This window comes from Streptomyces sp. NBC_01017, assembly GCF_045162795.1.
In the GTDB taxonomy this organism is placed as follows: domain Bacteria; phylum Actinomycetota; class Actinomycetes; order Streptomycetales; family Streptomycetaceae; genus Streptomyces; species Streptomyces machairae.
Genome location: NZ_CP108683.1, coordinates 3736684 through 3763655, shown reverse-complemented (window position 1 = coordinate 3763655; position 26972 = coordinate 3736684). Strand labels below are relative to the sequence as shown.

General features: G+C 71.1%; 17 protein-coding genes and 1 riboswitch. Of the genes, 13 read left to right on the top strand and 4 right to left on the bottom strand.

Features of this window, described 5'->3' with window-relative positions:
• The first annotated feature begins 43 nt into the window (after positions 1-43).
• The 5 genes from OG331_RS17025 (at position 44) to OG331_RS17005 (ending at position 12954) form a co-directional block, all read left to right on the top strand.
• Positions 44-2326, top strand: a complete 2283-nt coding sequence (locus OG331_RS17025) for a VWA domain-containing protein (protein ID WP_406196978.1) — start codon at positions 44-46, stop codon at positions 2324-2326.
• A 69-nt stretch (positions 2327-2395) separates the two neighbouring features.
• Positions 2396-6076 carry a tubulin-like doman-containing protein gene (locus tag OG331_RS17020; RefSeq protein ID WP_406196976.1) on the top strand — a complete coding sequence of 1227 codons (3681 nt, stop codon included), beginning with the start codon at positions 2396-2398 and terminating at the stop codon, positions 6074-6076.
• Complete coding sequence (locus tag OG331_RS17015) at positions 6073-8823, top strand: hypothetical protein (protein ID WP_406196973.1); 2751 nt, start codon at positions 6073-6075, stop codon at positions 8821-8823. The genes OG331_RS17020 and OG331_RS17015 overlap by 4 nt, the downstream gene beginning before the upstream one ends.
• Positions 8824-8893: 70 nt before the next feature.
• Entirely contained in the window at positions 8894-11044 is a 2151-nt protein-coding gene (locus tag OG331_RS17010; RefSeq protein ID WP_406196971.1) for a hypothetical protein, read from the top strand.
• Positions 11041-12954 (top strand): hypothetical protein, encoded by a 1914-nt coding sequence (locus OG331_RS17005; protein ID WP_406196968.1) that lies wholly within the window; start codon positions 11041-11043, stop codon positions 12952-12954. Before OG331_RS17010 ends, OG331_RS17005 begins: the two co-directional genes overlap by 4 nt.
• An 18-nt stretch (positions 12955-12972) precedes the next feature.
• On the opposite strand, the gene OG331_RS17000 is transcribed toward OG331_RS17005, so the two are convergent.
• From OG331_RS17000 to gcvT, 4 genes are all read right to left on the bottom strand, one after another.
• Positions 12973-14340, bottom strand: coding sequence for an L-serine ammonia-lyase (locus OG331_RS17000; protein ID WP_406196965.1), 1368 nt, complete (start codon positions 14338-14340; stop codon positions 12973-12975).
• An 84-nt stretch (positions 14341-14424) separates the two neighbouring features.
• Positions 14425-15699, bottom strand: coding sequence for a serine hydroxymethyltransferase (gene glyA, locus OG331_RS16995; protein WP_328879070.1), 1275 nt, complete (start codon positions 15697-15699; stop codon positions 14425-14427).
• Positions 15700-15714: 15 nt separating this feature from the next.
• Positions 15715-16092 (bottom strand): glycine cleavage system protein GcvH, encoded by a 378-nt coding sequence (gene gcvH / locus OG331_RS16990; RefSeq protein ID WP_328423188.1) that lies wholly within the window; start codon positions 16090-16092, stop codon positions 15715-15717.
• Positions 16093-16212: 120 nt separating this feature from the next.
• On the bottom strand, positions 16213-17334 hold the full coding sequence (gene gcvT, locus OG331_RS16985) for a glycine cleavage system aminomethyltransferase GcvT (protein WP_406196961.1): 1122 nt from the start codon (positions 17332-17334) through the stop codon (positions 16213-16215).
• Positions 17335-17498: 164 nt separating this feature from the next.
• Positions 17499-17597: riboswitch (glycine riboswitch) on the bottom strand.
• Between the two features lie 168 nt (positions 17598-17765).
• Here gcvT and OG331_RS16980 point away from each other — a divergent pair.
• From OG331_RS16980 to OG331_RS16945, 8 genes are all read left to right on the top strand, one after another.
• On the top strand, positions 17766-18440 hold the full coding sequence (locus OG331_RS16980; protein WP_406196959.1) for an AAA family ATPase: 675 nt from the start codon (positions 17766-17768) through the stop codon (positions 18438-18440).
• Positions 18441-18521: 81 nt separating this feature from the next.
• Positions 18522-19313 (top strand): enhanced serine sensitivity protein SseB, encoded by a 792-nt coding sequence (locus OG331_RS16975; RefSeq protein WP_406196957.1) that lies wholly within the window; start codon positions 18522-18524, stop codon positions 19311-19313.
• A 168-nt stretch (positions 19314-19481) separates the two neighbouring features.
• Positions 19482-20282 (top strand): enhanced serine sensitivity protein SseB C-terminal domain-containing protein, encoded by an 801-nt coding sequence (locus OG331_RS16970; protein WP_406196954.1) that lies wholly within the window; start codon positions 19482-19484, stop codon positions 20280-20282.
• Between the two features lie 362 nt (positions 20283-20644).
• Entirely contained in the window at positions 20645-21643 is a 999-nt protein-coding gene (locus tag OG331_RS16965) for an ABC transporter permease subunit (RefSeq protein WP_391397719.1), read from the top strand.
• Positions 21644-21678: 35 nt separating this feature from the next.
• On the top strand, positions 21679-23451 hold the full coding sequence (locus tag OG331_RS16960; protein ID WP_406196950.1) for an ABC transporter substrate-binding protein: 1773 nt from the start codon (positions 21679-21681) through the stop codon (positions 23449-23451).
• 69 nt (positions 23452-23520) lie between these two features.
• Complete coding sequence (locus OG331_RS16955) at positions 23521-24528, top strand: ABC transporter permease (protein ID WP_406196947.1); 1008 nt, start codon at positions 23521-23523, stop codon at positions 24526-24528.
• Positions 24525-25622, top strand: coding sequence for an ABC transporter ATP-binding protein (locus OG331_RS16950; RefSeq protein ID WP_406196944.1), 1098 nt, complete (start codon positions 24525-24527; stop codon positions 25620-25622). The genes OG331_RS16955 and OG331_RS16950 overlap by 4 nt, the downstream gene beginning before the upstream one ends.
• Complete coding sequence (locus tag OG331_RS16945; protein WP_406196942.1) at positions 25619-26953, top strand: dipeptide ABC transporter ATP-binding protein; 1335 nt, start codon at positions 25619-25621, stop codon at positions 26951-26953. Before OG331_RS16950 ends, OG331_RS16945 begins: the two co-directional genes overlap by 4 nt.
• Positions 26954-26972: the final 19 nt, after the last annotated feature.

The window sequence follows — 26972 nt, the reverse complement described above, 5'->3', positions numbered from 1 at the left end:
CGTGGAAAGAGTCACGGGAAGACGGCAATCACGAAGGGGCCGGGTGCGCCGCGCCGCGGTCTCGGTGCTGGGCGGCACCGCGGTGTTCGCGTCCCTGCTGGCACCGGCCGGTCAGGATCCGGTGCCCGCGGCGGACTCCGAACCGGCGTTCCCCGCGGTCAACTACGCGGTGGCCGTGGACGAGTCGGCCAGCCTCGCGCCCGAGGACATGAAGGCAGAGAAGGCCGCCGCCGCGCGCATCGCGCTGGGCGACGTGTCCTCGTCCTCGCATGTCACGGTCTTCGGCTTCGCCGCCGCCGAGAACGACGACCAGCGCGCGGTGGACCCGGTCTGCCCGCGCACCACGCTCGACGCGGCGGGCCGCGAAACGGTCGGCAGGTGCGTCGGCAAGCTGCGCAGCCGCAAGGAGAGCGAGGGCACCGGCACCGACCTCCCGAGCGCCATCCGGCAGGGCGTGCACGACCTGACCGACGGCTCCGACGCCTCGGAGCCCCGGGTGCTGTTCCTGCTGACCGACGGGAAGATGGACGTCAAGGACAGCCCCAAGTACGGCGATCCCGCGCACCGCCAGGCCGAGGGCGAACGGCAGTTGAAGCAGGCGTTGAAGGACGCCGCCGCGCAGAACGTCCAGATCTGGCCGCTGGGCTTCGGCCCCGACCCGGACAAGGGGCAGCTCGACCAGATCGCCGCCGGCGGCTACCAGAGGGGCTGTGTCGAACTGCCCTCCGCCACCCCGAAGGCCCACAAGGTCAACGGGGCCAAGGACGTCGGCCCCACGCTGGAGCGGATCTTCGCCGCCGCCCACTGCCTGCGCCACGAGGAAGGCCCCAGCAAGCGGCCCCCGGCCACGCTGGAGATCGGCATCTCCCCGCTGGCGACCGTGGGCAGCATCGTCGTCGACAAGGGCGACCCCGAGGTCAGGATCAGCTACATCGACCCCAGCGGCGACAAGGTCCCCACCTCCGGGACGTACAAGAAGTCCCGCTTCGAGCTGGCCGGCGGCACCGGACCCGTCGAGGCGCTGAAGATCGTCGACCCGCTGCCCGGCACCTGGAAGGTGAAGGCCGAGGCACCGGAGGGACATCGCTCGCTGCCCGTCGCGGTCAGCGTGCTGTGGCAGGGCGAGCTGCGCGGCGCCATCACCATGGACCCGCCCTCGCCGCAAGCCGGCGAGAAAGCCACCGTGACCATGCGACTGCAGACACGCGAGGGCTACGAGATCAAGGACCCGCGCGACTACGAAGGGCTGCGCGTGCGCAGCGAGCTGACCGGGGACGGTTTCTCCCCGCTGGCACTCGACCTCGCCGACGGCGGCAAGGGCACCGACCCGAAGGCGAGCGACGGCTCCTTCACCGGCACCGTGACGATCCCGAAGGACGCCGACGGCGCGCTGAAGGTGAGCGCCACCCTGACGGCCTCCGGGCTCAGCGCCGACACCCGCAGCGAGGGCAGCACGGTCGCGCCCGGCGAGCTGCCCGTCACCGCCGCCCTCGAACTGCCCGCCGCCGACACCCACCCCGGCGCCACCGTCACCGGCACCCTCGCCGTCCACAACACCACCGACACCCCGCACACCCTGCGGCTGTCCGTGGCCGACCTCCGGTCCGGGCTGCTCACCGTCAAGCCCGCCGAGATCACGCTGAAGCCCGGCGAGTCCGGCACCCGCGAGGTGCAGGTCGAGGTCGCCCCCGCGGACGTCTTCGGCGACCGCCTCGGCGACGACGGGCTGAAGCTCGCCGGCACCGTCACCGCCGTCGACACCACCGACGGCGACCGCACCCTCGTACGGTCACCGCTGTCGGTGCGGGTCGTGCCGGAGCCGGGGATCTGGGAGAAGTACTGGTGGGCGTTCGTGTCGGCCGCCGTCCTGATCGCCCTCGCCGGCGCGGCCCTCGTCGCCTGGCGGCAGCTGCGCAACCGGCGCAAGGACCCCTACGGCCTGATGCTGCACCTGGTGTCGGAGGACGGCCGGGTCCTCAACGAGCACCCGGCGGGGCACGGCAACAGCAAGCACTGGTACGAGTTCGCCGTCGTCGAGGCCCATCGCAGCCCACGCATCGAGCGGCGCCCGCACGGCCAGTACGCCGTGCAGCGCAGCCGTGAGGGCGGAGCGGTGCTGCGCACCAAGGGCGCCGGCCGTACCGCGCTGACCACCGGCGGTCAGGTCCAGCTGACCGACACGCTGAGCCTTGCCCTGGGCGAGGACACCCGGCCGGGGCGCAGCAACCGCCGCAGGCCGCCCGCCGCGGGGGCCACCGTCGGCGCAGGCTCCTCGACCGGCCCCGGCGACAGCGGCAACGACAGCCCCTTCACCTCGTACCTGTGACCCGCACATCCACGGACGTACCCAGCACGAACCTGCGGCCGCGTCGGCCGTAGAGCGGGGAGGAAACCCATGAAGATCTTCCAGCCGATGCTCTTCGTCGGCCTGGGCGGCACCGGGGGACTGGTCGGTGCCGAACTGGAACGCAGACTGCGCGCCGAACTGTGCGGCCCCGACGGCATGGCGCTCAGCCGGCAGAGCGGCCACGCCCCCTTCCAACTGCCCGACTGCCTCCAGTTCGTGTACGCGGACTACAGCGAAGCCGACCTCCACCGGCTGCCGCAGTTCAATGTGGACCCGTCCCTGCGGGCGGCGTACGCCCGGACCTCCCGGGCCACCCACAACCTGCTGCCGAACTTCGACGCCTCACCCGAAGTCACCAAGATGCTCCGGGCCGTTCTGCGCGACGAGGTCGCCGACTGGTTGCCGCCGCGCATCGACGAACCGAAGGTCACCCCGCTGCACGCCGGTGCCGGCCAGCTGCCCACCGTCGGCCGCGCCGCCCTGTTCGCCACCCTGAGGCACAGCCTCGCGCCCGTCCTGGAGCCGCTGCTGCAGGCGATCGACTCGATGGCCAGGGCGGCGGGCGAACTGAGCGAGCTCGGCGGCGGCAAGGTCAACGGCTGCGACGTCTTCGTGGCCTTCTCGGTGGCCGGCGGCACCGGCGCCGGGATCTTCCTGGACTATCTGCACCTGATCAACCACGCCTTCCAGATGCGCCGCTTCGACGGCGTGAAGATCTACCCGCTGGTCGTCATGCCGTCGTCGTTCTCCGCCGCCACCGGTGGCGGAAGGGAGGCGGAGCTCAATGCGGCCCGGGCGCTGGTCGACCTGTTCCGGCTGGTCGACACGCAGAACGCGCCGTCGGAGGGCGCGGAGATCGGCGATCTCGACCACGAGGTCGGCCTCGGCATCCGCTACCCGGGCATGATGCCCATCCGGCTGCGCACCGGCATCCTGCCCACGGCGTTCCTTTTCAGCCCGACCGCCGGCATCCGCGCCGACGACCTGCGCCGCTCCATCGTCTCCCTGGTGATGTCGCTGATCGGCACCGAACTGGGCGACGGCCGCGCCCAGGGCCGCAAGCAGGCCTCCGACGACGACTTCACGACCTTCGCCGCGAGCTTCATCAACCGGGGCGTGCAGCGCAGCGCCGTCTCCCCGACCGGCATCGGCCGGCAGGGCGTCTCCACCAGCCTGGTGGCGTCCATGACCGCGCCGATGGACCAGCTCGCCGACCTGGTGGCCGGGCGGCTGCTGCGGCTCGCGGTCACCGATCTCGTGGCCCGGCCGCGGGCCGCGCTGCGGGACGGTGCGGTGCCGATGATCCGGGAGCTGTTCGCCGACTCCCACCTCGAAGAGCTCTGGGAACGCAGGCAGTTGCCAGTGCCCGAGCCCGATCCGCTGCCGCGCGGCGGCAAGAACATCGAGCAGGCGCTGGGCGAGCGCGTCGCGGACATGCAGCGACTGCTGTCCGACCTGCGGTCCGAGGCCGAACGCGCGGCCACCGCCATGGCCGACCGGTTCGCGCCGCGCCCCGCCATCGACAAACTGCTCCAGAGCGTGGACCCCTTCCTCGCCGAACGCGTCGTCAGGGGCGTCCCCGACAGCGACGAGCCGATCGCCCGGCTCGGCTTCCTCGGCATGCTGGACAACCGCGCCCGCAGCCCGCAGCGCCCGCCGGGCGTGAAGGAGCAGCCGCCCAAGATCCCCCGGATCAAGGGCCAGTTGGGCGGCCTGGCACCGGCCCGCTGGGGCGACGACGACGTCCAGGCGGCCATCCAGGAGCAGGACGCCTGGTACCAGTGGCGCTGCCGCACGGTGTGGCACGAGGCCTGGCGGGAGCAGCAACAGCACTGGCAACCCCACGCGGACGCGGCCGGCGCCGACATCGTGCGCCTGGTGAACGCCTTCCGCACGCACAGCGACCAGGAGCGCAAGACCTCCGAGCAGAAGGGCCGCGAACTGTACGAGGACCGCACCGGGATCTCGTATCTGCTGCCGCCGCAGCGCACCCTGAACCACTTCTACGAGGACGTCGTCACCCGGCTCATCCGCCGGGAGGGACTGCGGGAGAACGACGACGAGGCCGCGCTGCTGCTCAAGCTGGTCGACGGCGACACCTGGCGTCAGGTCCACACGCTCAGCCGGCGTGACCCGGAGGGCTCGGTGGCGCGGGTCAAGGGGCAGCTGGAGGCCCGGATCACCCGGCTGTTCGCCGAGAGCGGCGCGCACCTGGAGGAACGGCCGCTGCTGCCGTCGATGGGCATGCTGCTGGCCGCCGCGGCGGGCGACGCGGACGCCACCGAGCAGGTCAGCAAGGAGGCGCTCGACCTGTTCGGCCGCAAGCTCGCCGGGCTGCTGCCGGTCGGGTTCACCCCGGAGGGCACCGGACTGCTGCGGGTGCTGGTCACCCACCCTCGGGTGCAGGCCGTGGAGGAGGTTCAGGAGTACCTCGGCAAGACGCTGCGGCTGCCCACGGACGCGAAGAACTCCGTGGAGTACCGGGGCGTGGAGAGCGACTCCGTCACCGTGGTCCTCTTCCGCAGCGAGATGAGCCTCACGCAGGTGCCCGAGGCCCGCAAGGTGCTGCGCCAGTGGGCCCGCGCGAAGGACTCCGAGCAGGCCCAGGACGTCCTGCGGTGGCGGCAGCGGCTCGGCTTCCGCGACAGCTGGATGGTGAGCAGCGAGGAGGACCGGCGCGTCATCATGCACAGGCTGCTGTGCTGCATGTGGAACGGCCAGGTCGACGTGGTCGACGGCGACCCCGCGTCGCCGGAGCGGGTGCGGCTGCGGCTGTTCCCGGACAAGGGCGCGCACGTCCCCGGCGTGCGGCTGCGCCTCGGGGACTACCCCGGCGGGGTGTCCAGCTGGGCCGAGTTGCTGCGTGCGTACGAACGCTGGACGGTCCTCGACGACGAGCGGACCGTCGAGGACTACTGCCGTGAGCTGATGGGGGCCCAGCCCTCCGGCCTCGCCCGGACCGGCAGCGAACCGCACCCCCTCTTCACCGACCTCGTCGAGAAGATCGCCCCGCGCCAGCTGGAGCTGCTGGCGGACCGCCGGGAACAGGGCGGCGAGCGCGTCGAGGGCTGGGTGCGGCCGCTGTGGGAGTTCTGGGCGGAGACCCTCCCGGCCGCCCTGGACACCGAGTTCGGCGACCAGCGCGCCGTCCAGCCCACTCTGCGCACCCTGCTGGAACACGTCCGAGGCGGCACCCCGACCGGCCCCCGCACCCCGGACGGCCTCACGGAACCCCGCCGCCGCCCTCAGGACGACGACTTCGGCACCGCCCCGGTCGACTCCTTCGACTCCCGGGACACCTACCGACGCGACGACGGCGACCGGGACGAGAACGCCGACGAGCGAGCGCGGGGCGGGGGTCGGTACGGCGACGACGACGGGCCGTACGGCGGCGAACGCGGCGACAGCCGTCATGAGGGCTACGACGACTACGACCGGCCCGGCAGCGGGCGCCGTCGTGAAGAACCGGGCGAGGAGCGGGACTTCTGGGGTGAGCCGCGTGACGGTGGCGGCGGGCGCCGTCGCGGCGCACGTGGCGACCACGACGAGACCGGCGGCGACGACCGGCGGGACGGCGAGGACCGCGACGGACCGGGCGCCCGGCGGCGCGAGCGTGGTGAGGAGTACGGCACCCGGACCACCCCCCGGGACGGTGACGACCTGCCTCCACCGCCGTGGGACGACGACGCCGCCCGGCGCGGCGGCTCCTGGGACGGTGACGTGCTGTGAGCGTGCGGCAGGACTTCGGTGCCGTCATCCATCTCGACCTGCGGGCCGGGGCGGCAGCGCTGCACAGCCCGTCGGCACTGCGGGCCAGGGTCGCCCAGGAGTTGGGCCGGGCCGGGCTGCCCGAACCCGACGATCCGCTGTTCCTGGTGGTCGACACCCCGGCCGGGCTGACCGATCACCGGCCGCAGTACGAACTCATCACCGGCTACCGGGCCGTGGGCGAGGTCAGGCTCCTGGTGCTGCTGGTCGGCAGCGCACCGGGCTCGTTCGCGGGCGAGGAGGGCGGCTTCCAGCCCGACCGCCGGCTGCTGCGCCCCTCGGTGCTGCGGGCGCCGGGCAGCGCGCTGCTGTGGGCCGGCGACCTGCGCTCCGCCCGCACCGCGCTGGAGCAGCCCGCACCCGACGACCCGGACGCGCTGGCGGTCCTCGTCGACGTGCTGTCGGTCCCGGACGTCTACCTCAGCGTGCTGCACGGCATCCAGTCGCTGCCCGAGGCCGTCGCCGCGCCCGGCGTACGGCTGCTGGAGCAGGACTTGCCGCCGGAGGTGCGCGACCGGGCCTGGCGCGACGCGCTCACCCGGTTCGCCGGCGAGGACACCGAACTCGCCCCGGACGTCCTGCTGACCGCCTCCTCCGGCGCCGATCTGCCGGAGCCGCTGCGCCGTCTGGTGGTGGGCCGGGGCGGCCAGGACCTGGGACACCGGGAGCCCGGCGGAGTGGCGGAGGACGCCCACCGCGCCTGCGCGGACGCCCTCGACCACGCCGAGGACGCGCTGGCCGGGCTGCGGACCCTGCCCGGGCTCCTGCGCGCCTCGCGCCGTGAGGCGTTCGAGGCGGACGTCGACCAGGCACGTCAGGCGCTGGACAACTACCGGGACCTCGTCGCCACGGCCCTGCGCAGCGGCGGCGGCACGGCAGCGTCCGCCGCCGAGTCGGCGACCCGGCTCGCGGCCCTCGGACTGCGGGTGCCGTCGGCCGAGGGCATGGGCGAGCGGATCGGCGAGGGGCTGAAGGACTTCGCCGGGAAACTGCTCGGTCAGGGGCTCGCTCTGCGGTCGGTGGCCCAGCGCTTCACCGGCCTCGCGGGGCGCGCCGAGCCACTGCCGGGGACGGCGTTGCTGCCGAGGCTCGCCCCGTACTCCGCCGAGGCGGTGGCCCGGCAGACGGGGACGGCGGACGCCGGGGCAGCCGGCCTCCCGGTGACGGGGCCGTTGGCGGCGGCCTGCGCGGGCCTGCTCGGTGCCCTGTGGTCGGGGCCGTTCCTCGCCCTGGCGGTCGTCGTGCCGCTGCTGTTCGTCGGCATGGCGATGCTCGGGACGGCCCGGCTGCGCGGTGCGGGACGCCCCGGCCGCTGGGCCGTCGCCCCCAGGGTCGCGGCGGTCGGCGGCACGGCGGTCGGCGCCGGGGTGTCATACGCCACCGAACCCCCGGTCTGGCTCGGCACGATCGGGCTGCTGCTCGGCTTCGGCGTCGCGCTGGAGACGGTACGCCGGCTGTGGCGGTCAGCCGCCGCGGACTGGGCGCCGGGCCACACAACTGCCGTACTGCGCCGGGCTCTTGACGGGCTCGACGCCCTGCTGGCCGAGGCGGTCCGGGAGCACTGGGCCGTCGAGGAGCGCCTGTACTGCGCCGACGCCGCCCGTTCCGTCGCCGGCATGCTGCGGGCGACGGCTGCGGCGGCGGAGGCCGAGGCGGTGCCCGAGCCCGCGCGGGTCGCGGCGGCCGGGGTGCCCGGCGGCTTCGACATACCCGGCGCCCGCACGCCTGCCGAGGACGACTGGCTCGCCGACGACCTGGACCTCGGCCCGGACGACGCCGGTGCCGGGGCCGACGACGGTGAGAGCGACTGGGCGAGCGTGTACGCCTGGGACGACGGTCCGTCGTGGGAGGAGCCCGCACAGGAGAAGGGGCACGAGACGGGTCCGGAGCAGACGTCTGCCGCCCCGTCGCGGGACCGCGCCAGGGGGGTGCCGCGCTGGCTGGACCGGGAGAGCGGTGAGGGCGGGCCCGACCTGGTCGCCACCTTGTCGGCCGATCTGACGGACGCCGCCCTGGAGGCGATGAAGTCCTACTGGGGTGCCGTCGAACGCGGCCAGGCCGGCACCCTCGCCGTCCGGCGCACCGAGGAACGGGTCCGCGCACTGCTGTCGACGGCCCGTCATCACCTCCAGCACAACGGCGTCCTGGCCCCGCCTCCGTTCGCCGCTCCCCGCCGCGTGCGCGCCACCTCGGCCAACCTCCTCGGCACCGACCCGCACGGACCGGCCGACCTGGTCGGCGCCGAAGCCGACCGGCAGGCCGTCGTACAGCTGTCCTCACCCGAGCAGGGCGCACTGCTCAGCCGCGATCCGGCGGCCGCGGTGTGGCTCAGGTTCGCCCCCAGGGCCGTACGCGACGAGGTCGAGAAGGCCTGGCGGTCCAGCGGCTCGGTCCACCCGGACGAGGTCCTGTGGACGTCGTCGGGACGCTACGCCGGCCTGGTACGGCTCACCCCGCTCCGGATCGGCGTGGTGCACACCGTCCGCCCCCGGCACGGCGCCGAGCCCGACGGGACCGACGCCGACGCGGCACTGGACTTGGACGACGCGCTGGACACGTACGGCACGACGAACCCGTACGACCGTGCCGAGCCGGTGAACCGCCACGCGCGCGCCAACTCCCATGACTGGACGGCCCAGTCCTACGACTGGCCCGACACGGACGGACGGCCGGACGCCGGCGACCGAGGGGACGGCGACCCCTGGTGATCCGTCTCCCGCACCCCGTCCGGGTGCACCCGCACACCCCGGTGCTCAGGTACGAACGAAAGGACCGCCGGTGAGCAGCATCCCGTATCCCCCGCAGGGGCCGGGCGGTCCGCCTCCGGACAAGCTCGCGTTCACCGTGCCCTCGGGGCGGCGCCGGGTCACCCCGGTGCGCGTGGGCCGGGAGGTCCGTCGCGACCGGCCGCTGCCCCAGCTGATCCGCAAGGCGAGGCTCGACGACGAGGGACAGCAGTGCGTGCAGGTGCGCCTGAGCGCCAAGGACGCCGCGAATCCGGCGGCGCGCGCCCTGCTGGACACGGAGGCGGGCACCGCGCTGCAACTGCAACACCTGCTCGGAGACACGGAGTTCGCGGCCCTCTTCCCGAGGATCGTCGGCTACGAGCTGGACGCGGCCGAGCCGTTCCTGCTGTACGACCCGCCGCGTGGCACGCCCGTCGCGCGGATTCACGTGATGTCCGCGACCGACCAGGACGTTCTCACCAGGGATCTGATGCTGGCCCTGTGTCTGCTGGAGGGCCAGGGGCTGGTACCGCGCGACATCTCACCCAACTCCGTGCGCTGGGACGGCGCCAAGGTGCAGCTGTGGGGGCTGGAGTCGGTGACCCGGAGCGGCCGGCCGAGGCGCCCGTGGGGCCGGACGCCGTTCTGCCCGCCGGAACAGCGAAGGGGCGAGGGGCTCGCCGACTCCCGGGACGCGGTGTGGAGCGCGGCCCAGGTGCTCTACCAACTGGTGACCGGACGGCCCGGACCGGCCGACCGGACACCTCCCGACCTCGCCGAACACCGCAGGCTCGACCGGACGTTGCGGGACGCCTTCGCGCCGCGTGCGGCCGACCGGCCGACGCCCGCCGAGGTGCTCGACCTGGTGAAGCCGGGCGCCGCCAGCCGCGTCCGGCTCGCGGTGCCGCCCGACGAGACGCGCCCGCACCACGAGGCCTTCGACGAGGCGCTGCGCCTCAAGCGCGCGGCACCGGCCGGGCGGAGCGACGGAGCGGCCCGCGACGACGGCGAAGTGCTGTGCCCGTACTGCCTGGAGACCATCCAGCTCGACCTCACCAAGCTGTTCGTCACGGACAGCCGCATGCAGTACAAGCCACTGGACCTGGCGGGCATCACCAACCCCGTGCGGCGGACCGACATCATGCGCGGTGCCGTCCAGAAGTGCATGGCGGACCCGGACTTCCCCGAGCACTTCATCCCGGTGCCCTATCTGACGTACGGCCGCCCGCTGACCGTCGCGATGGTCGGCCAGTCCTCCACCGGCAAGAGCCATCTGCTGACCCAGATGATCGCGGCCATCACCGACGGCGGGCTGGAGCCGTACGGCCTGAAGTGGCAGTCCGTCAATCCGGAGCAGCATGCCCGGTTCGTGCGGGAACGGGTGCAGCCGCTGCGCAACGGCAAGGTCCTGGACCACACGGCCGCGCTCGGTCTGGACGATTTCGCCCGCTTCGTGGAGTCCCTGCTGATCACCGACGCCCGCGGGCAGGTGCGCCCGGTCGCCTTCTTCGACCTCGGCGGCGAGGACCTCGTACGCACCGACGCGGCGCTGCGGTTCCTGCTGGGCGTCGACGCCCTGGTCTTCGTCGTCGACCCGGCGCTGGCCCTCCCGCTGCCGCAGCTGGACCACGCCAGGGAACGCTGGGGAGTCGAGGTGAACCGGGACGGCGACCTCGCCTTCGGCACCGTCCTGGACCGGCTGCCCAAGAACGGCCCGTACGTGGACGTGCCGGCCGCGATGGTGCTCGGCAAGGCGGACCTGCTCAGGTTCCAGCCGCCCGTCGACCGGTGGCTGACCCGCCCGCCGGCCGGCTCCCTCGACCCGGCGCTGATGCGCGAGGAGAGCCGGGATGTCCACGGGCTGCTGCGCCGGCACGCCGGCCAGGCGTGGCTGCGCCCCTTCGACGCGATCCGCCGCTGCACTCTGCACATCGCGTCCGCGACCGGCGGCCAGGAGGACCAGGGCCGCTATCCGGCGGGCGCGGGGCCCCGGCGGGTGCTGGAGCCGCTCGTCGCGCTGCTGGCGATGCACGGCCTGATCCAAGTGCCGGGCGGCGCCGAGGCGTTGGCCGTGGGCGAGGCGCCCGCGCTGGAGGCGGTGCCGTGGGACGAAGCCGGGGGATTCGAGGCGACGTCCGCAGGATTCGAGAGGTCTGAAGGGCCCGAGGAGCCCGAGGGATCCGAGGGAGGGGAACATCGGTGAGCGACTTCCAGGACCGGGGACCGGTCCACCAGGCGGTCTTCCGCTGGGACGGCAACCACGGCCGGCAGGGCACCGGCATGAACGCCGTCGCGCACTCCTGCGAGCCCGAGCGGGCCGAGGAACTCGGCCGGGAACTGGGCCCGTTGCTGTGGGTGTCCGGCGCGGCGGCGGCACGCCCGAGCGTCGTGCGCACCGTGTCCCGCGACGGTGACGTCCTGCTCGTCCAGCGCTGGCCCACCACCGACCGGGGCGGCCGGCCCAGCACGGTCAGCCATGTCCTCATCGGCGACCGAGGCACCCTCAGGGTCCGTGAGTGCCTCGGACTGGCGTACCCCGGCTGGCGCAAGCAGGAGAGGGCCGAGCAGGCGTCGGGGCGGCTGCCCGAGATCGACTCCGCGAGACTCGACGACCTCGCGCACAAGCGGCTGCCGGAGATGCTGGAGCGGCTGCCCGAGGTCGCGCACGCGCTGATCCTCACCACCGCGGAGCTGCTGCGCGATCCGACGCAGCGGGTGTCGCTGCTCCTGGAGGAGGAGACCCCGCGCGACTGGCCGGACCGGGACGCCGTACCGCTGGTGTATCTCGGGCTCTTTCTGCTGTTCGGGCGCTGGCTGGGGCAGGAGTGGACGTTCGCCACCTGCGACTCCGTCGACACCCACGCGCTGCGGCTGATGGCCGTCCCGCGCTGGGAGCCGGACACGGGCGGTTCCGGCCCGCTGGCCAGGGTCATGGGCCGCCCGCACGGCAAACCACGCTTCGAGCACAAGGCGGCGACCCGGCTGGTGGACTACCTCCTCGCGCACCGGGAGGCGGCTCCTGGCGTACCGCAGCTCGTCGGGGAACTCCCCGACGGCGCGACCCTGGACTGGGAGCGACGCCGTGACCGGCTCTGGAGAATCCTGGGGGAGGAGAGGGAGCAGGACCGGGATCGGGAAGCGAGGCGAACGCGGGACCGGGAGCCGGAGCGGCCCACGACACCCGCCGCCGCCCGGGCCATCGTCGCCCCGGAGCCGTACGGAGAACCGTATGCGAGCCCCGCACTCGCGACCTCTCCACCGGCGCCGCCCCCTGCCCCCGTGACGCCGTTGCCGCCCCCTGCCCCCGTGACGCCCCCGCAGCCTTTCCAGCCGCCGCACACCCACGGGAGCCCGAACGGCCACGACCCCCATGCCCTGCATGTCCTGCGCCGGGACCTGCGTGAGTACCGGCGCGGGGACGGGAGCCGGCGCAGCATCCTGATGGCGGATCTGCGCACGCGGCCCGACGAGGTGCTCCTCGGCGAGCTGCGTTCCGCCGAACTGCCGCGGGACTCGGTGGAGCTGCTGCTGAACGAGCTGGGCCGGCCGGACCGTGTCGAGGTGCGTCACCTGGACGTGCGACACGAGCTGTGCGCCGAGGTGCTGCACAGGAACCTGTACTTCACCCCGCAGACGGCGAACGGGGAACACCCGTCGAGGAAGGCCATGACCGACCTCTCGGCCGACCTCTTCACCTGGGCCGTCGCGCCGCTGGCCCGCGACGAACGCTATCTGCGCGATCTGCGGGAACTGCTGTACCGCATGAGCCGGGACCCTCACCCCACCACGGGCAACTGGCTCCGGCAGAGCATCATCGAACCGGCGAACGGCAGGGTCCCCGACCTGCCGCCGGTGCTGTGGAGCCAGCTCCTGCGGGACGCGATGACCCGCAACGAGGGGCCACCACCCGCACCAGCCCTGCCCCGCCCCATGACCGTGCCCCCGGCGCCCCAGGCGATCCCGGCCCCCGCGCAGCCGGCCGCCTTCACGCCGGAGCCGCTCACCGCCATGGCGCGGATCTCCGACCTGATGAACAACCCCGGCTGCTTCATCGGAAGCAGCCTCGTCGTGATCGCCGTACTACTGGGGGTTGCCCTGATGCTCTTCGTCTAGCACGTGATCCCTACGGGATCAGCACTCGATGATGTTGACCGCCAGTCCGCCCCGGGCCGTCTCCTTGTACTTCACGGACATGTCGGCGCCCGTCTCCTTCATGGTCTTGATGACCTTGTCCAGGGACACCTTGTGCGAGCCGTCCCCGCGCATGGCCATCCGCGCCGCCGTGACCGCCTTCACGGCGGCCATGCCGTTGCGCTCGATGCACGGGATCTGGACGAGGCCGCCGACCGGGTCGCAGGTCAGGCCGAGGTTGTGCTCCATGCCGATCTCGGCGGCGTTCTCGACCTGCTCCGGGGAGCCGCCGAGCACCTCCGCAAGCGCGCCCGCCGCCATCGAGCAGGCCGAGCCGACCTCGCCCTGGCAGCCGACCTCGGCGCCGGAGATGGACGCGTTCTCCTTGAAGAGCATGCCGATCGCGCCGGCGGCCAGCATGAAGCGGACCACGCCCTCCTCGTCCGCGCCGGGCACGAAGTTGATGTAGTAGTGCAGGACGGCCGGGATGATGCCCGCCGCGCCGTTGGTCGGGGCGGTCACGACCCGGCCGCCCGCCGCGTTCTCCTCGTTCACGGCCATCGCGTAGAGCGTGATCCACTCCATGGCGAGCGCCTTCGGGTCGCCCTCGGAGCGCAGCTTGCGGGCCGTGTTCGCGGCGCGGCGCCGGACCTTCAGGCCGCCCGGCAGGATGCCCTCCCGCGACATCCCCCGCGACACGCACTCCCGCATCACCTGCCAGATCTCCAGCAGGCCTGTGCGGATCTCCTCCTCCGTGCGCCAGGCCCGCTCGTTCTCCAGCATCAGCGCGGAGATCGACAGGCCCGTCTCCTGCGTCAGCCGCAGCAGCTCGTCGCCCGTGCGGAAGGGGTACTTCAGGACCGTGTCGTCCAGCTTGATGCGGTCCGCGCCGACCGCCTCCTCGTCGACGACGAAGCCGCCGCCCACCGAGTAGTACGTCTTGGAGAGCAGCTCCCCGCCGGACGCGTCGTACGCCCACAGCGTCATGCCGTTCGCGTGGTAGGGCAGTGTCTTGCGACGGTGCAGGACCAGGTCCTCGTCGAAGGAGAACGGGATGTCGCGCTCACCGAGCAGCCGCAGCCGGCCCTCACTCCTGATCGCCTCCACCCGCTCGTCCGCCGTCTCCACGTCCACCGTGCGCGGCGAGGCGTCCTCCAGGCCGAGCAGCACCGCCTTCGGGGTGCCGTGTCCATGGCCGGTCGCGCCCAGGGAGCCGTACAGCTCGGCCCGTACGGACGCGACGGAATCCACCAGACCCTCATTACGCAGTCGGCGGGCGAACATGCGTGCCGCGCGCATCGGGCCGACCGTGTGGGAGCTGGACGGGCCGATGCCGATCGAGAACAGGTCGAAGACCGAGATGGCCACGGGGGACTCCTCAATACGGGGTGGAACAGGGGCGTGGGGTGTCCCGCTCACCTACGAGTGTGCGGGACACCCCACAAAAAGGAACTACTTGTTCAGACCGGGGTACAGCGGGTGCTTGTCCGCGAGCGCCTTGACCCGGGCCTTCAGCGCATCCGCGTCGTAGGACGGCTTCAGCGCCGCGGCGATGACGTCCGCGACCTCGGCGAAGTCCTCGGCCGTGAAGCCGCGGGTGGCCAGGGCGGGCGTGCCGATGCGCAGACCCGAGGTCACCATCGGCGGGCGCGGGTCGTTCGGGACGGCGTTGCGGTTGACCGTGATGCCGACCTCGTGGAGACGGTCCTCGGCCTGCTGCCCGTCCAGCTCCGACTCACGCAGATCCACGAGGATCAGGTGCACGTCGGTGCCGCCGGACAGCACGTTCACGCCGGCCTCGCGGGCGTCGGCGGCGGTCAGGCGGTCGGCGAGGATCCGCGCACCCTCGACCGTACGGCGCTGGCGCTCCTTGAAGTCCTCGCTCGCGGCGACCTTGAAGGAGACCGCCTTGGCCGCGATCACGTGCTCCAGGGGACCGCCCTGGAAGCCCGGGAAGACGGACGAGTTCAGCTTCTTCGCGAAGTCCTTCTTCGCGAGGATGATGCCGCCGCGCGGGCCGCCGAGCGTCTTGTGCGTGGTTGAGGTCACCACGTCCGCGTGCTCGACCGGGTTCGGGTGCAGCCCGGCCGCGACCAGCCCGGCGAAGTGCGCCATGTCGACCCACAGGTACGCCTCGACCTGGTCGGCGATCCGGCGGAACTCGGCGAAGTCCAGCTTCCGCGGGTACGCTGACCAGCCGGCGATGATCACCTTCGGGCGGTGCTCCTTGGCGAGCCGCTCGACCTCGGCCATGTCGACCAGGCCGGTCTCGGTGTCCACGTGGTACGGGACCACCTTGAACTGCTTGCCGGAGAAGTTCAGCCGCATCCCGTGCGTGAGGTGGCCGCCGTGGGCCAGGTCCAGGCCCAGGATGGTGTCGCCCGGCTGGGCCAGCGCGAACAGGGCGGCCTGGTTGGCGGAGGCGCCCGAGTGCGGCTGGACGTTGGCGTACTCGGCGCCGAACAGCTCCTTGACCCGGTCGATGGCGATCTGCTCGGCGACGTCGACGTGCTCGCAGCCGCCGTAGTAACGGCGGCCCGGGTAGCCCTCGGCGTACTTGTTCGTGGCGACCGAGCCCTGCGCCTCCATGACCGCGACCGGCGCGAAGTTCTCGGAGGCGATCATCTCCAGGGTGGACTGCTGGCGCTCCAGCTCGGCGTCGAGGGCGGCGGCGATCGCCGGGTCGAGCTCGTGCAGGGGCGTGTTCAGAAGCGACTTGTCAGACATAAGGGGTGTAACTCCTCAGCCGGCGGTGTGGGCGACGTACTCATCGGCGGAGAGCAGGTCGGCCGGCTCCTCCGTGATGCGTACCTTGAACAGCCAGCCGCCCTCGAAGGGGGCCGAGTTCACCAGTGCCGGGTCGTTCACGACGTCCTCGTTGATCTCGGTGATCTCGCCGGTGACCGGGGAGTACAGGTCCGACACCGACTTGGTCGACTCCAGCTCGCCGCAGGTGTCACCCGCGGTCACGGTCGAGCCGACCTCGGGGAGCTGGGCGTAGACGACATCGCCGAGCGCGTTGGCCGCGAACTCGGTGATGCCGACCGTCGAGACGCCGTCCTCGGCGGTCGACAGCCACTCGTGCTCCTTGCTGTAGCGCAGCTGCTGGGGGTTGCTCATGGCCTGAATTCTCCTGTACGCGCGGGAGTGGTGATGAAGGGGGGACCGCTGGAAACGTGCGTGAGCAGCGCAAATGTGCGCAGGCTCACCATTGGCCGCTGCCAGTCTCTACTTCTGGAGCTACTTCTGCCGCTTGTAGAAGGGCAGCGCCACGACCTCGTACGGCTCGTGGCTGCCGCGGATGTCCACGCCGACCCCGGCCGTGCCCGGCGCGGAGTGCGCCGCGTCGACGTACGCCATCGCGATGGGCTTGCCCAGCGTGGGGGAGGGTGCACCGGAGGTGATTTCGCCGATCACCTCGCCGCCCGCGACGACCGGGTACCCGGCACGCGGGACGCGACGCCCCTCGGCGATCAGGCCGACCAGGACGCGCGGCGGGTTCTGCGAGGCACGGTCGGCGGCCTCGGCGAGCGCCTCGCGCCCGACGAAGTCGCCCTCCTTCTCGAACTTCACCACCCGGCCGAGCCCGGCGTCGAAGGGCGTGAGGGAGGTGGTCAGCTCGTGGCCGTACAGCGGCATGCCCGCCTCCAGCCGCAGCGTGTCCCGGCAGGACAGGCCGCACGGGATCAGGCCGACGCCCTCGCCCGCCTTGGTCAGCGCCTGCCACAGCTCGACGGCGTGCTCCGGCTTCACGAACAGCTCGAAGCCGTCCTCGCCGGTGTAGCCGGTGCGCGCGATGAGGGCGGGGACACCGGCGACGGTGCCGGGCAGACCGGCGTAGTACTTCAGGCCGTCCAGGTCGGCGTCCGTGAGGGACTTGAGGATGCCGGGGGACTGCGGTCCCTGCACGGCGAGCAGGGCGTACGCGTCCCGGTCGTCACGGACCTCGGCGTCGAAGCCGGCGGCCCGCTCGGCCAGCGCGTCCAGCACGACCTGGGCGTTGGAGGCGTTGGCGACGACCATGTACTCGGTCTCGGCGAGCCGGTAGACGATCAGGTCGTCCAGGATGCCGCCGTCGGCCCGGCAGATCATGGTGTAGCGGGCGCGGCCGACGCCGACGGAGGCGATGTTCCCGACCAGGGCGTGGTTCAGGAGGGCCGCCGCGGCGGGGCCGGTGACGGTGATCTCGCCCATGTGGGAGAGGTCGAAGAGCCCGGCCTGGGTGCGCACGGCGTTGTGCTCGTCGCGCTCGGAGCCGTAGCGCAGGGGCATGTCCCAGCCGGCGAAGTCGGTCATCGTCGCGCCGAGCGAGCGATGCAGGGCATCGAGCGCGGTGTGACGGAGTTCTTCTGTACTGCTCATCGGACGGTTTTCTCCCAAGGCATGACGGGCGAGGTCGTTCCTCCCCATCTGTCATCGGAACCTGAGAGGTTCGCCATGACCGGCGAGGGCCAGGTCACGGCTTGCACCTTGGGTGGAGTCACGCCTCTTCTCGACGAAGAGGGGGACTCGCTTTTCAGATGTGCCTCGCCCGCGCGGTAACGGGGCCTGAGAGATTCAAGGGAGGGACTTGCTCCTTCGGCGCCCCAGCGATGGACTGCTGGGAACTCTCCCGCGCGGATTCAAACGGCCGGTATGCAGTTGGCGCGGACATCATTGCACGCCCGGCTCGTCTTCGGCAGGCCACGTCTGTAACGGGGTTGTGGCAGGAAGTGAACGAAAATGCGAGTGATCATCCATTACCTTCTCTTTACGCTCAGTGGGGATGGGGAATCCTGAACCGGAGGAGGACGATGACGGTGAAGCGCACCACGGCGTACGCCACGACGTCGGGCATCGCGCTGCCCAAGCAGCCCGCGGCCCCGGCCGTCGAGGCTCAGGGCACGCGCGTCGCACCGGTGGTCCGTGACCTCCGCGAGCGCTCCGGCCACAGCCCGCACGCGCTGCTCTTCGGCCCCGAGGACCTCGTCGTGATCACGGGGCTGCCCGGCAGCGGCAAGTCCACGCTGATGCGGCGGACGGTGAAGGGCGCCCGCATCGACTCCCAGGACACCCGGGACCGCTGGGCCGCCCGCATGCCCCGCTTCCTGCCCTACACCGTCTACCGCCCCCTGGTCCGACTCGCGCACTACGCCGGCCTGCGCCGCGCCGTGCGCTCCGGCAAGGGCGTCGTCGTGCACGACTGCGGTACGCAGGCCTGGGTGCGCGCCTGGCTGGCCCGCGAGGCCCGCCGCCGCGGCGGCACCCTGCACCTGCTGCTGCTCGACGTCGCCCCGGACACGGCCCTGGAGGGCCAGCGCGAGCGTGGCCGGGGCGTCTCGCGGTACGCCTTCCTGCGCCACCGCAGGGCCGCGGCCCACCTCCTGCGCTCGGTGGAGAAGGGCCATCTGCCCCCGGGATGCGGCTCGGCGGTGCTGATCGACCGGGAGGCGGCGGGCGTCCTGCGCAGGATCGGGTTCACGGGCTGACCGGCCGAGGACCTGTACATGACGGGCACCCGCTAGCCTTTTGAGCCACAGCAGCGGTTCACAGCAGGCGGTTGAGAGTAGATGGACTTCCCAGCGGAACTCCCCGCGGACTTCCCGGCAGGGGCACACCTCCACTCCCACGGCGGGTGGCCCGGCAATGAACTGGAGGAGGTGCTCTCGGCCTCCCTCGGCCTTCCCTCGGCCGGCGGCCGGATCATCGAGGTACTGGGCCGCAGCTTCGTCTGGGTGCCCCTGCCCAGCGGCGGCGGCCCGTCCAGCGGCCCGCTGGATCTGCCGACGGTGGAGATCGAGGGCCAGGCCTACGTGCCGGTCTTCAGCTCCGAGGAACAGTTCCGCCAGGTCGTCGGCTCCCACATGTCGTTCACCATCGCCCCCGCGGTGGAGTTCGCCCGTGGTCTGCCGCCGCAGGTGGGCATCGCCGTCAATCCCGACGGCGTGGTCGGCGCCCCGCTGCCCCCGGCGGCGGTGGCCGAGCTCTGCCGCGTGGGCCGCACCCCGCTGGACGGCCTCACCTCCGGGGGCCGCGTCAAGCTGTACGAGCCCGACTGGCAGGACGACCCGATCGACTTCCTCGCGGTGGCGTCCGCCGAGTTCGCCGAAACCGGCGTGGTCACGACGGCCCGCCGCTGCCTCGCGTCGATCGAGACGGCCGACCCGGTGATGTTCGTCGGCGTGGAACTCTCCCTGTGGGAGGGCGACTTGCGCGCCGCACCCATGGACGCCCTGGCCCGGGCCCTCAGCCGCGCCCCGCTCCCGTGGCCGGTCAACCTGGTCCTGCTGGACGTGGCCGAGGACCCGGTGATCGCCTGGATGCGCCGGCAGGTGCGCCCCTTCTACCAGCGGGGCCACTGAACGTCCCCAGGGCGCAGCGCCCCTGAAAGGGGCGCGGGGAACCGCGCGATCAACCACGAACCACCCGCACTCCGCAGTCCACACCAAGTCCCGAGCACTACGCGGCTTCCTCCCACGGACCGCCTAAGCTGGGCGACAAAACCATGTTTCCCGAAGGGGCGGTAAAAGGTGAGCGCGAGCGGCACCACCTCGACCGGACAGGTCGAGCACATGCTGCGCCAGGTGACGCCCGGGCGCTACGACGCCTACGAGGCCCTCCTGCGCGCCCTCGCGACCCCGTCCTCCGGCCAGGTCTGGATGCTGCTGTGGCACGGCCAGGGCGGCTCCCCGGACGCCCAGTACGGAAACATGGACGTCGAAGGCTACGGCTACGCCCCGTGCGTCACCTCCGCCCAGGAACTGTCGGCCAGCGGCTGGAACCGCAGCTACGAGGTCGTCGACGGAGTCGACGTGGCCCGCACCCTCTACCCGGACCACTACGGCCTCTGGCTGAACCCGCACGCCCCGGGCGGCGGCGTCGGCATCCCGTGGCTCGACCTGCGCCGCATCGCCACCGGCCTGGACCGCCAGCCCGCCGGACCGCTGCGCCTGTCGGAACCCGGCATCGAGATCCCGCAGTTCTACGCCCTCCTCGCGCAGAACGCCCACCGCACCCCGGCGGTCCGCGCGCTGCGCCGCGCCTGGGTGCAGCCGGCGCTCGGTGCGCCGTATCTCGCCATCGGGCTCGACGTGTACGACACCAGCCCGCCCGCGGTCGACTCGGTGCGCTCGATGATGTCGCAGTCGATCGGCGCGGTCCCCGACGGGCTGCCGGTCTCGACCGTGGCGATGTCCGACGAGGACGACCCGGTCGCCATGTGGATGAGAGCGAGCGCCCGCCCGTTCTACGACCGCGAGGCACACGTCGCCGCCCCCGCGCAGGCACCGGCGGCCGGTTACGGCTACCCACCGGCACAGGGCCGTTACTGATCATTCGTCGGCTAACCTGCCGATCGGTCGGCAACCCGACTGTCGTAGGTGCAAAGGGTCGTCGACTGCGGTTTCCCAGGTCGATCTCCGCGCGTAGATGCGATCGGAAGGTCCCGGTCCGCCCTCATACGCCCCAACTGGCCCCCGTCCGGCGGCCGATACCCACTGTTCGGATAACGGAACCCCTCAGACAGCATCACGGTTGCGCATCCTTTCCCCGCCAGCTCTGGCAACAGATCGCCAAAGCGTTGAAGACTCCCGGCAAGACACGGGCCGGTCGGTCCTGTGTACGAGTGGAAGCAACCGCTACAGCGGCAGCCAGGGGGGTCGGCAACCGCCGGCCGAGAGGGGTCAATCTCACTGTGACCGCACCGATCGAGACAACCGGAGCGGAGGCCGGAGCGCAGCCCGAGGCCGTTCTCGCCGGCGTCGAGAAGAGCCAGATCGAGGGGCGTTCCCTCGGCCAGATCGCCTGGTCCCGGTTCAAGAAGGACAAGGTGGCTGTGGCCGGCGGGGTCATCGTGATCCTGCTGATCCTGCTCGCGATCCTCTCCCGCCCCATCCAGGCGATGTTCGGTCTGGACCCCAACGCCCTCAACCAGGATCTGATCGACCCCAACACGTCGCTGCCCAAGGGTGACTTCGGCGGCATGAGCTGGGAGCACCCGCTCGGTGTGGAGCCGAAGTTCGGCCGGGACATCGCCACCCGCATCCTGGAGGGCTCCTGGGTCTCGCTGGTCGTCGCCTTCGGCGCCACGATCCTGTCCAACACGATCGGCGCCGTCCTCGGTGTCGTGGCCGGCTACTACGGCGGACGTGTCGACACGATCATCAGTCGCCTGATGGACACCTTCCTGGCGTTCCCTCTCCTGCTGTTCGCGATCGCCATCTCCGCCACCCTGCAGGGCGGTGCCTTCGGCCTGGAAGGCCTGCCGCTGCACATCAGCGTGCTGATCTTCGTCATCGGCTTCTTCAACTGGCCCTATCTGGGCCGCATTGTCCGGGGCCAGACACTGGCCCTGCGCGAGCGGGAGTTCGTCGACGCCTCGCGGGGGATGGGGGCCAAGGGGCCGTACATCCTCTTCCGGGAGCTGCTGCCGAACCTCGTGGGCCCGATCATCGTCTACTCGACGCTGCTCATCCCGACCAACATCCTCTTCGAGGCGTCCCTGAGCTTCCTGGGCGTCGGTATCCAGCCTCCGCAGGCTTCGTGGGGCGGCATGATCAACCAGGCGGTCGACTACTACCAGGTCGACCCGCAGTTCATGATCGTGCCTGGTCTCGCCATCTTCGTGACCGTCCTGGCGTTCAACCTGCTCGGCGACGGTCTCCGTGACGCTCTCGATCCGCGTAGCCGCTGACCAGCGGCCGCTGCGAGAGTCCCAAAATTCCAACAATGGAGGGGAAGCAGACCATCATGCGAAGGTCAGCGCTGGCCGCGGTAGCGGCCATCGGCAGTGCGAGCTTGCTGCTTTCGGCTTGCAGCAAGGCCGATGACAACTCGGACAACAACGGAAACAAGTCGGCTGGGGCCAACGCAGCGACCAAGGGTGTCGTCAACGCCTCCACCCAGAAGGGTGGGACGGTCACGTACGAGTACTCGGACGTCCCGGACTCCTTCGACCCCGGCAACACGTACTACGCGTACATGTACAACCTCAGCCGGCTCTACGCGCGCCCGCTGATGACCTTCAAGCCCGGCGCGGGCGAGGAGGGCAACACGCTGGTCCCGGACCTCGCCGCGAGCGCGGGCGTGGCCAGCGACGGCGGCAAGACGTGGACGTACAAGCTGCGTTCGGGCCTGAAGTACCAGGACGGCACGCCGATCACCTCGAAGGACGTCAAGTACGCCGTCGCGCGCTCCAACTTCGCGCGTGACGTGCTCTCCCTCGGCCCGAACTACTTCCAGCAGTTCCTCGACGGCGGCGACAAGTACAAGGGTCCGTACAAGGACAAGAGCGCCGAGGGCCTGAAGTCCATCGAGACGCCGGACGACACCACCGTCGTCTTCAAGCTCAACCGTGCCTTCCAGGAGTTCGACTACCTGGTGGCGACGCCGCAGACGGCACCGGTGCCCCAGGCCAAGGACAAGGGCATCGACTACGTCAAGAGCATCGTGTCCTCGGGCTCGTACCAGTTCGAGAGCTACGAGGAGGGCAAGCAGGCCGTCCTCGTCCGCAACAAGAACTGGGACCCGAAGACGGACCCGCTGCGCAAGCAGTACCCGGACAAGATCGTCGTCAAGCTCAAGGTCAACGCCGAGACGATCGACCAGGACGTCCAGTCCGGTGACGCGATCGACCTCGGTGGTACCGGTGTCCAGGCCGCGACGCAGGCGAAGGTTGTCAACAACCCCGACCTGAAGGCCAACACCGACAACACCTACGGTGGCCGCCTGGTCTACATGGCGATCAACACCCAGGTCGCGCCGTTCGACAAGGTCGAGTGCCGCAAGGCCGTCCAGTACGCCATCGACAAGGTCTCCGTGCAGACCGCCGAGGGCGGCCCGATCCGCGGTGACATCGCCACCACCGTCCTTCCGCCGGACATCCCGGGCTACCAGAAGGCGGACGTCTACGCGACCGACGGCAACAAGGGCGACGCGGCCAAGGCCAAGGACCAGCTGAAGGCCTGCGGCAAGTCGACCATCAGCACCAACATCTCGGCGCGCAGCGACCGCCCGCAGGAGATCGACGCGGCCACCGCGATCATCGCCTCGCTGAAGAAGGTCGGCATCAACGCCAGCCTGAAGCAGTACCCGTCGGGCAAGTACTTCACCGACTACGCGGGTGTGCCGGCGTTCGACAAGAAGCAGAACATCGGTCTGCACATGATGCAGTGGGGTGCCGACTGGCCGGGCGGCTACGGCTTCCTGCAGCAGATCCTGCACGGTGACGCGATCGGTGCCTCGGGCAACACCAACCTCTCGTACATCGATGACAAGCAGATCAACGAGATGCTGGAGAAGGCCATCGCCACCGAGGACGAGGCCCAGCGCAACAGCATGTACGCCGAGATCGACAAGCGTGCAATGGACCAGGCTGTCCTCGTCCCCCTGACCTACTTCAAGGTCCTGCTGTACCGCCCCGCCAACTTCACCAACCTGGTGTCCACGGCGGCCTTCAGCGGTCAGTACGACTACCTCAACATCGGCACGACCAAGAAGTAGCCCCGGAAGGCAGGTGAAGGCTTTGGTGCCCGCGGGCTCAGCAGCCCGCGGGCACCAGCGCCGGTCCCCGTGATCTCGTACATCCTCCGTCGGACGCTGGCGGCAGTGATCCTGCTGCTGGTCGTCACCGCGGTCACCTTCGCGATCTTCTTCCTGCTGCCACGGATGGCCGGCCAGACCGCCGACCAGCTGGCGCAGCAGTACATCGGAAAGAGCCCGACGAAGGCCGACATCGCCGCGGTCAAGCAGAACCTCGGTCTGGACCAGCCCTTGTACGTCCAGTACTGGCACTTCATCAAGGGGATTGTGGCCGGCGCCACCTATGACCTGGGCCCCACCACGACGCAGTGCAACGCGCCGTGCTTCGGCTACTCCTTCAAGAACCACGTCGAGGTGTGGCCGCAGCTCACCTCGCGCCTGCCGGTGACCATCTCGCTGGCCGGCGGCGCCGCCGTGCTGTGGCTGGTGTCCGGTGTGCTGATCGGCGTGATTTCCGCCCTCAGGCCCCGCAGCTTCTTCGATCGCGCGTTCATGGGCGTCGCGCTGGCCGGTGTCTCGCTGCCCATGTTCTTCACGGGCAACCTGGCGCTGCTCCTCTTCACCTTCCAATGGCCGATCTTCGGCCGAACCTACGTACCGTTCACCGAGAATCCGGCGCAATGGGCGAACACGCTCTTCCCCGCCTGGTGTTCGCTGGCCCTGCTGTACTCCGCCATCTACGCGCGGCTCACCCGCTCGGGCATGCTGGAGACGATGAACGAGGACTTCATCCGCACGGCCCGTGCCAAGGGTCTGCGCGAGCGCAAGGTCGTGGCCCGGCACGGGCTGCGGGCCGCGCTGACCCCGATCATCACCGTTTTCGGTATGGACCTGGGCCTGTTGCTCGGCGGCGCCGTGATCACCGAGACCGTGTTCTCGCTGCCCGGCATCGGCCAGTACGCGGTGCAGGGCATCACCGACAACGACCTGCCCCCGATCCTCGGCGTCACCCTGCTGGCCGCCTTCTTCGTCGTGATCGCAAATCTCCTGGTGGACCTGCTCTACGCCGCCGCCGACCCGCGCGTGAGGCTCTCGTGACCGAACTCTCCAAGACCGGTGCCGCCGTGGGCGAGCCGACGAGCTCACCCTCGAACGGGTCCGACGCCTTCCTCGCGGTCCGAGACCTCAAGGTGCACTTCCCCACCGACGACGGCCTGGTCAAGTCCGTCGACGGCCTCACCTTCCAGGTGGAGAAGGGCAAGACCCTCTGCATCGTGGGCGAGTCGGGCTCCGGCAAGTCCGTCACCTCGCTGGCGATCATGGGCTTGCACCGGCTCGGGGCACGCGGCAAGAACGTCCAGATGTCCGGCGAGATCTGGCTCGGCGGCAAGGAGCTGATCTCCGCCGAGCCGGACGAGGTGCGCCGGCTGCGCGGCCGCGAGATGGCGATGATCTTCCAGGATCCGCTGTCCGCGATGCACCCGTACTACACGATCGGCAACCAGATCGTGGAGGCGTACCGGGTCCACCACGACGTCAACAAGAAGACCGCGCGCAAGCGGGCTGTCGAGATGCTCGACCGGGTCGGCATCCCCGAGCCCGGGAAGCGCGTCGACAGCTACCCGCACGAGTTCTCCGGCGGTATGCGCCAGCGCGCGATGATCGCCATGGCGCTGGTCAACAACCCCGAACTGCTCATCGCGGACGAGCCGACGACCGCCCTCGACGTGACCGTCCAGGCGCAGATCCTCGACCTCATCCGGGACCTGCAGAAGGAGTTCGGCTCCGCGGTCGTCCTCATCACCCACGACCTCGGCGTGGTGGCCGAGATCGCCGACGACGTCCTGGTGATGTACGGCGGCCGGTGCGTGGAGCGCGGCAGCGTCGACGACGTCTTCGAGCGGCCGCAACACCCGTACACCTGGGGCCTTCTCGGCTCGATGCCACGCATCGACCGTGAGACCTCCGAACGGCTCATCCCCGTCAAGGGTCAGCCGCCGAGCCTCATCAACGTCCCCTCGGGCTGCGCCTTCCATCCCCGCTGCCCGTACGCGGACATCCCCAAGGGCGATGTCACCCGTACCGTGCGCCCGGAGCTCCAGCCGGTCGGCAGTGGACACTTCTCCGCCTGCCACCTCTCGGCGGAGGACCGTACGCGGATCTGGACCGAAGAGATTGCGCCGAAGCTGTGAGTGAGACGAAGAAAACGGACGAGGCCAGGACGGGCGCGGCGAAACCGGGCGCGGCCACGATCCCTGCCCAGGGCTCCGCTCCCGACGAGCGTGAGGTGCTGCTCAAGGTCGAGGGCCTGCAGAAGCACTTCCCGATCCGTAAGGGCGTCCTCCAGCGTCAGGTCGGCGCGGTCAAGGCGGTCGACGGCATCGACTTCGAGGTGCGCAAGGGCGAGACCCTCGGCGTGGTCGGCGAGTCCGGCTGCGGCAAGTCGACCATGGGCCGGGTCATCACGCGGCTCCAGGACCCGACGGGTGGCTCGATCCACTTCGAGGGCCAGGACATCACGCGGCTGAGCACGGCCGGGATGCGTCCGCTGCGGCGGGACATCCAGATGATCTTCCAGGATCCGTACGGCTCCCTGAACCCCCGGCACACCATCGGCGGCATCGTCTCGGCGCCGTTCCGGCTCCAGGGCGTCGAGCCCGAGGGCGGGGTGAAGAAGGAGGTCCAGCGGCTCCTGGAGCTGGTGGGTCTGAGCCCCGAGCACTACAACCGCTACCCGCACGAGTTCTCCGGCGGTCAGCGCCAGCGCATCGGTATCGCCCGGGCACTCGCCCTGAAGCCGAAGCTGGTCGTGGCGGACGAGCCGGTGTCCGCGCTGGACGTGTCGATCCAGGCGCAGGTCGTGAACCTGATGGACGACCTCCAGGAGGAGCTCGGCCTCACGTACGTGATCATCGCCCACGACCTGTCCGTCGTCCGGCACGTCTCGGACCGGATCGCGGTGATGTACCTCGGCAAGATCGTCGAACTCGCCGACCGCACCTCGCTGTACGAGGCGCCTATGCACCCGTACACCAAGGCTCTGATGTCGGCCGTGCCGGTGCCGGACCCGAAGCGCCGGGGCGCCAAGAGCGAGCGCATCCTGCTGCGCGGCGACGTGCCCTCGCCGATCTCCCCGCCGAGCGGCTGCCGTTTCCACACGCGGTGCTGGAAGGCGACGGAGATCTGCCGGACGGCGGAGCCGCCGCTGCTGGAGCTGAGGCCCGGCCAGCGGGTGGCCTGCCACCACCCGGAGAACTTCGAGGACCAGCAGCCGCAGGACACGGTGCTGCTGAGCGTGGCCAAGGAGGCCGCGGAGCTGGTGCCGACGGGGGATGCCCCGGACGCTCCGGTTTCCAAGGGGGCGCCCGCTGACGCTCCGGTTTCCAAGGAGACGCCGGCGGCGGCTGCGGCTTCCGAGGAGACACCGGCGGACGAGACTTCCGACGAGACCCCTGAGGCTGTGGCCCCCGAGGCTGAGGCCTCCGCGGAGTCCACTGCGGAAACTCCGGACGAAAAGAAGTAACCCAGCCCGGGCCCCCGCC

Bases quoted from the DNA above. Each gene is read 5' to 3' on its own strand.
- gcvH (WP_328423188.1), bottom strand. From the start codon at position 16,092: ATGAGCAACCCCCAGCAGCTGCGCTACAGCAAGGAGCACGAGTGGCTG.
- OG331_RS16960 (WP_406196950.1), top strand. From the start codon at position 21,679: ATGGAGGGGAAGCAGACCATCATGCGAAGGTCAGCGCTGGCCGCGGTA.
- OG331_RS16980 (WP_406196959.1), top strand. From the start codon at position 17,766: ATGACGGTGAAGCGCACCACGGCGTACGCCACGACGTCGGGCATCGCG.
- glyA (WP_328879070.1), bottom strand. From the start codon at position 15,699: ATGTCTGACAAGTCGCTTCTGAACACGCCCCTGCACGAGCTCGACCCG.
- gcvT (WP_406196961.1), bottom strand. From the start codon at position 17,334: ATGAGCAGTACAGAAGAACTCCGTCACACCGCGCTCGATGCCCTGCAT.
- OG331_RS16975 (WP_406196957.1), top strand. From the start codon at position 18,522: ATGGACTTCCCAGCGGAACTCCCCGCGGACTTCCCGGCAGGGGCACAC.
- OG331_RS17020 (WP_406196976.1), top strand. From the start codon at position 2,396: ATGAAGATCTTCCAGCCGATGCTCTTCGTCGGCCTGGGCGGCACCGGG.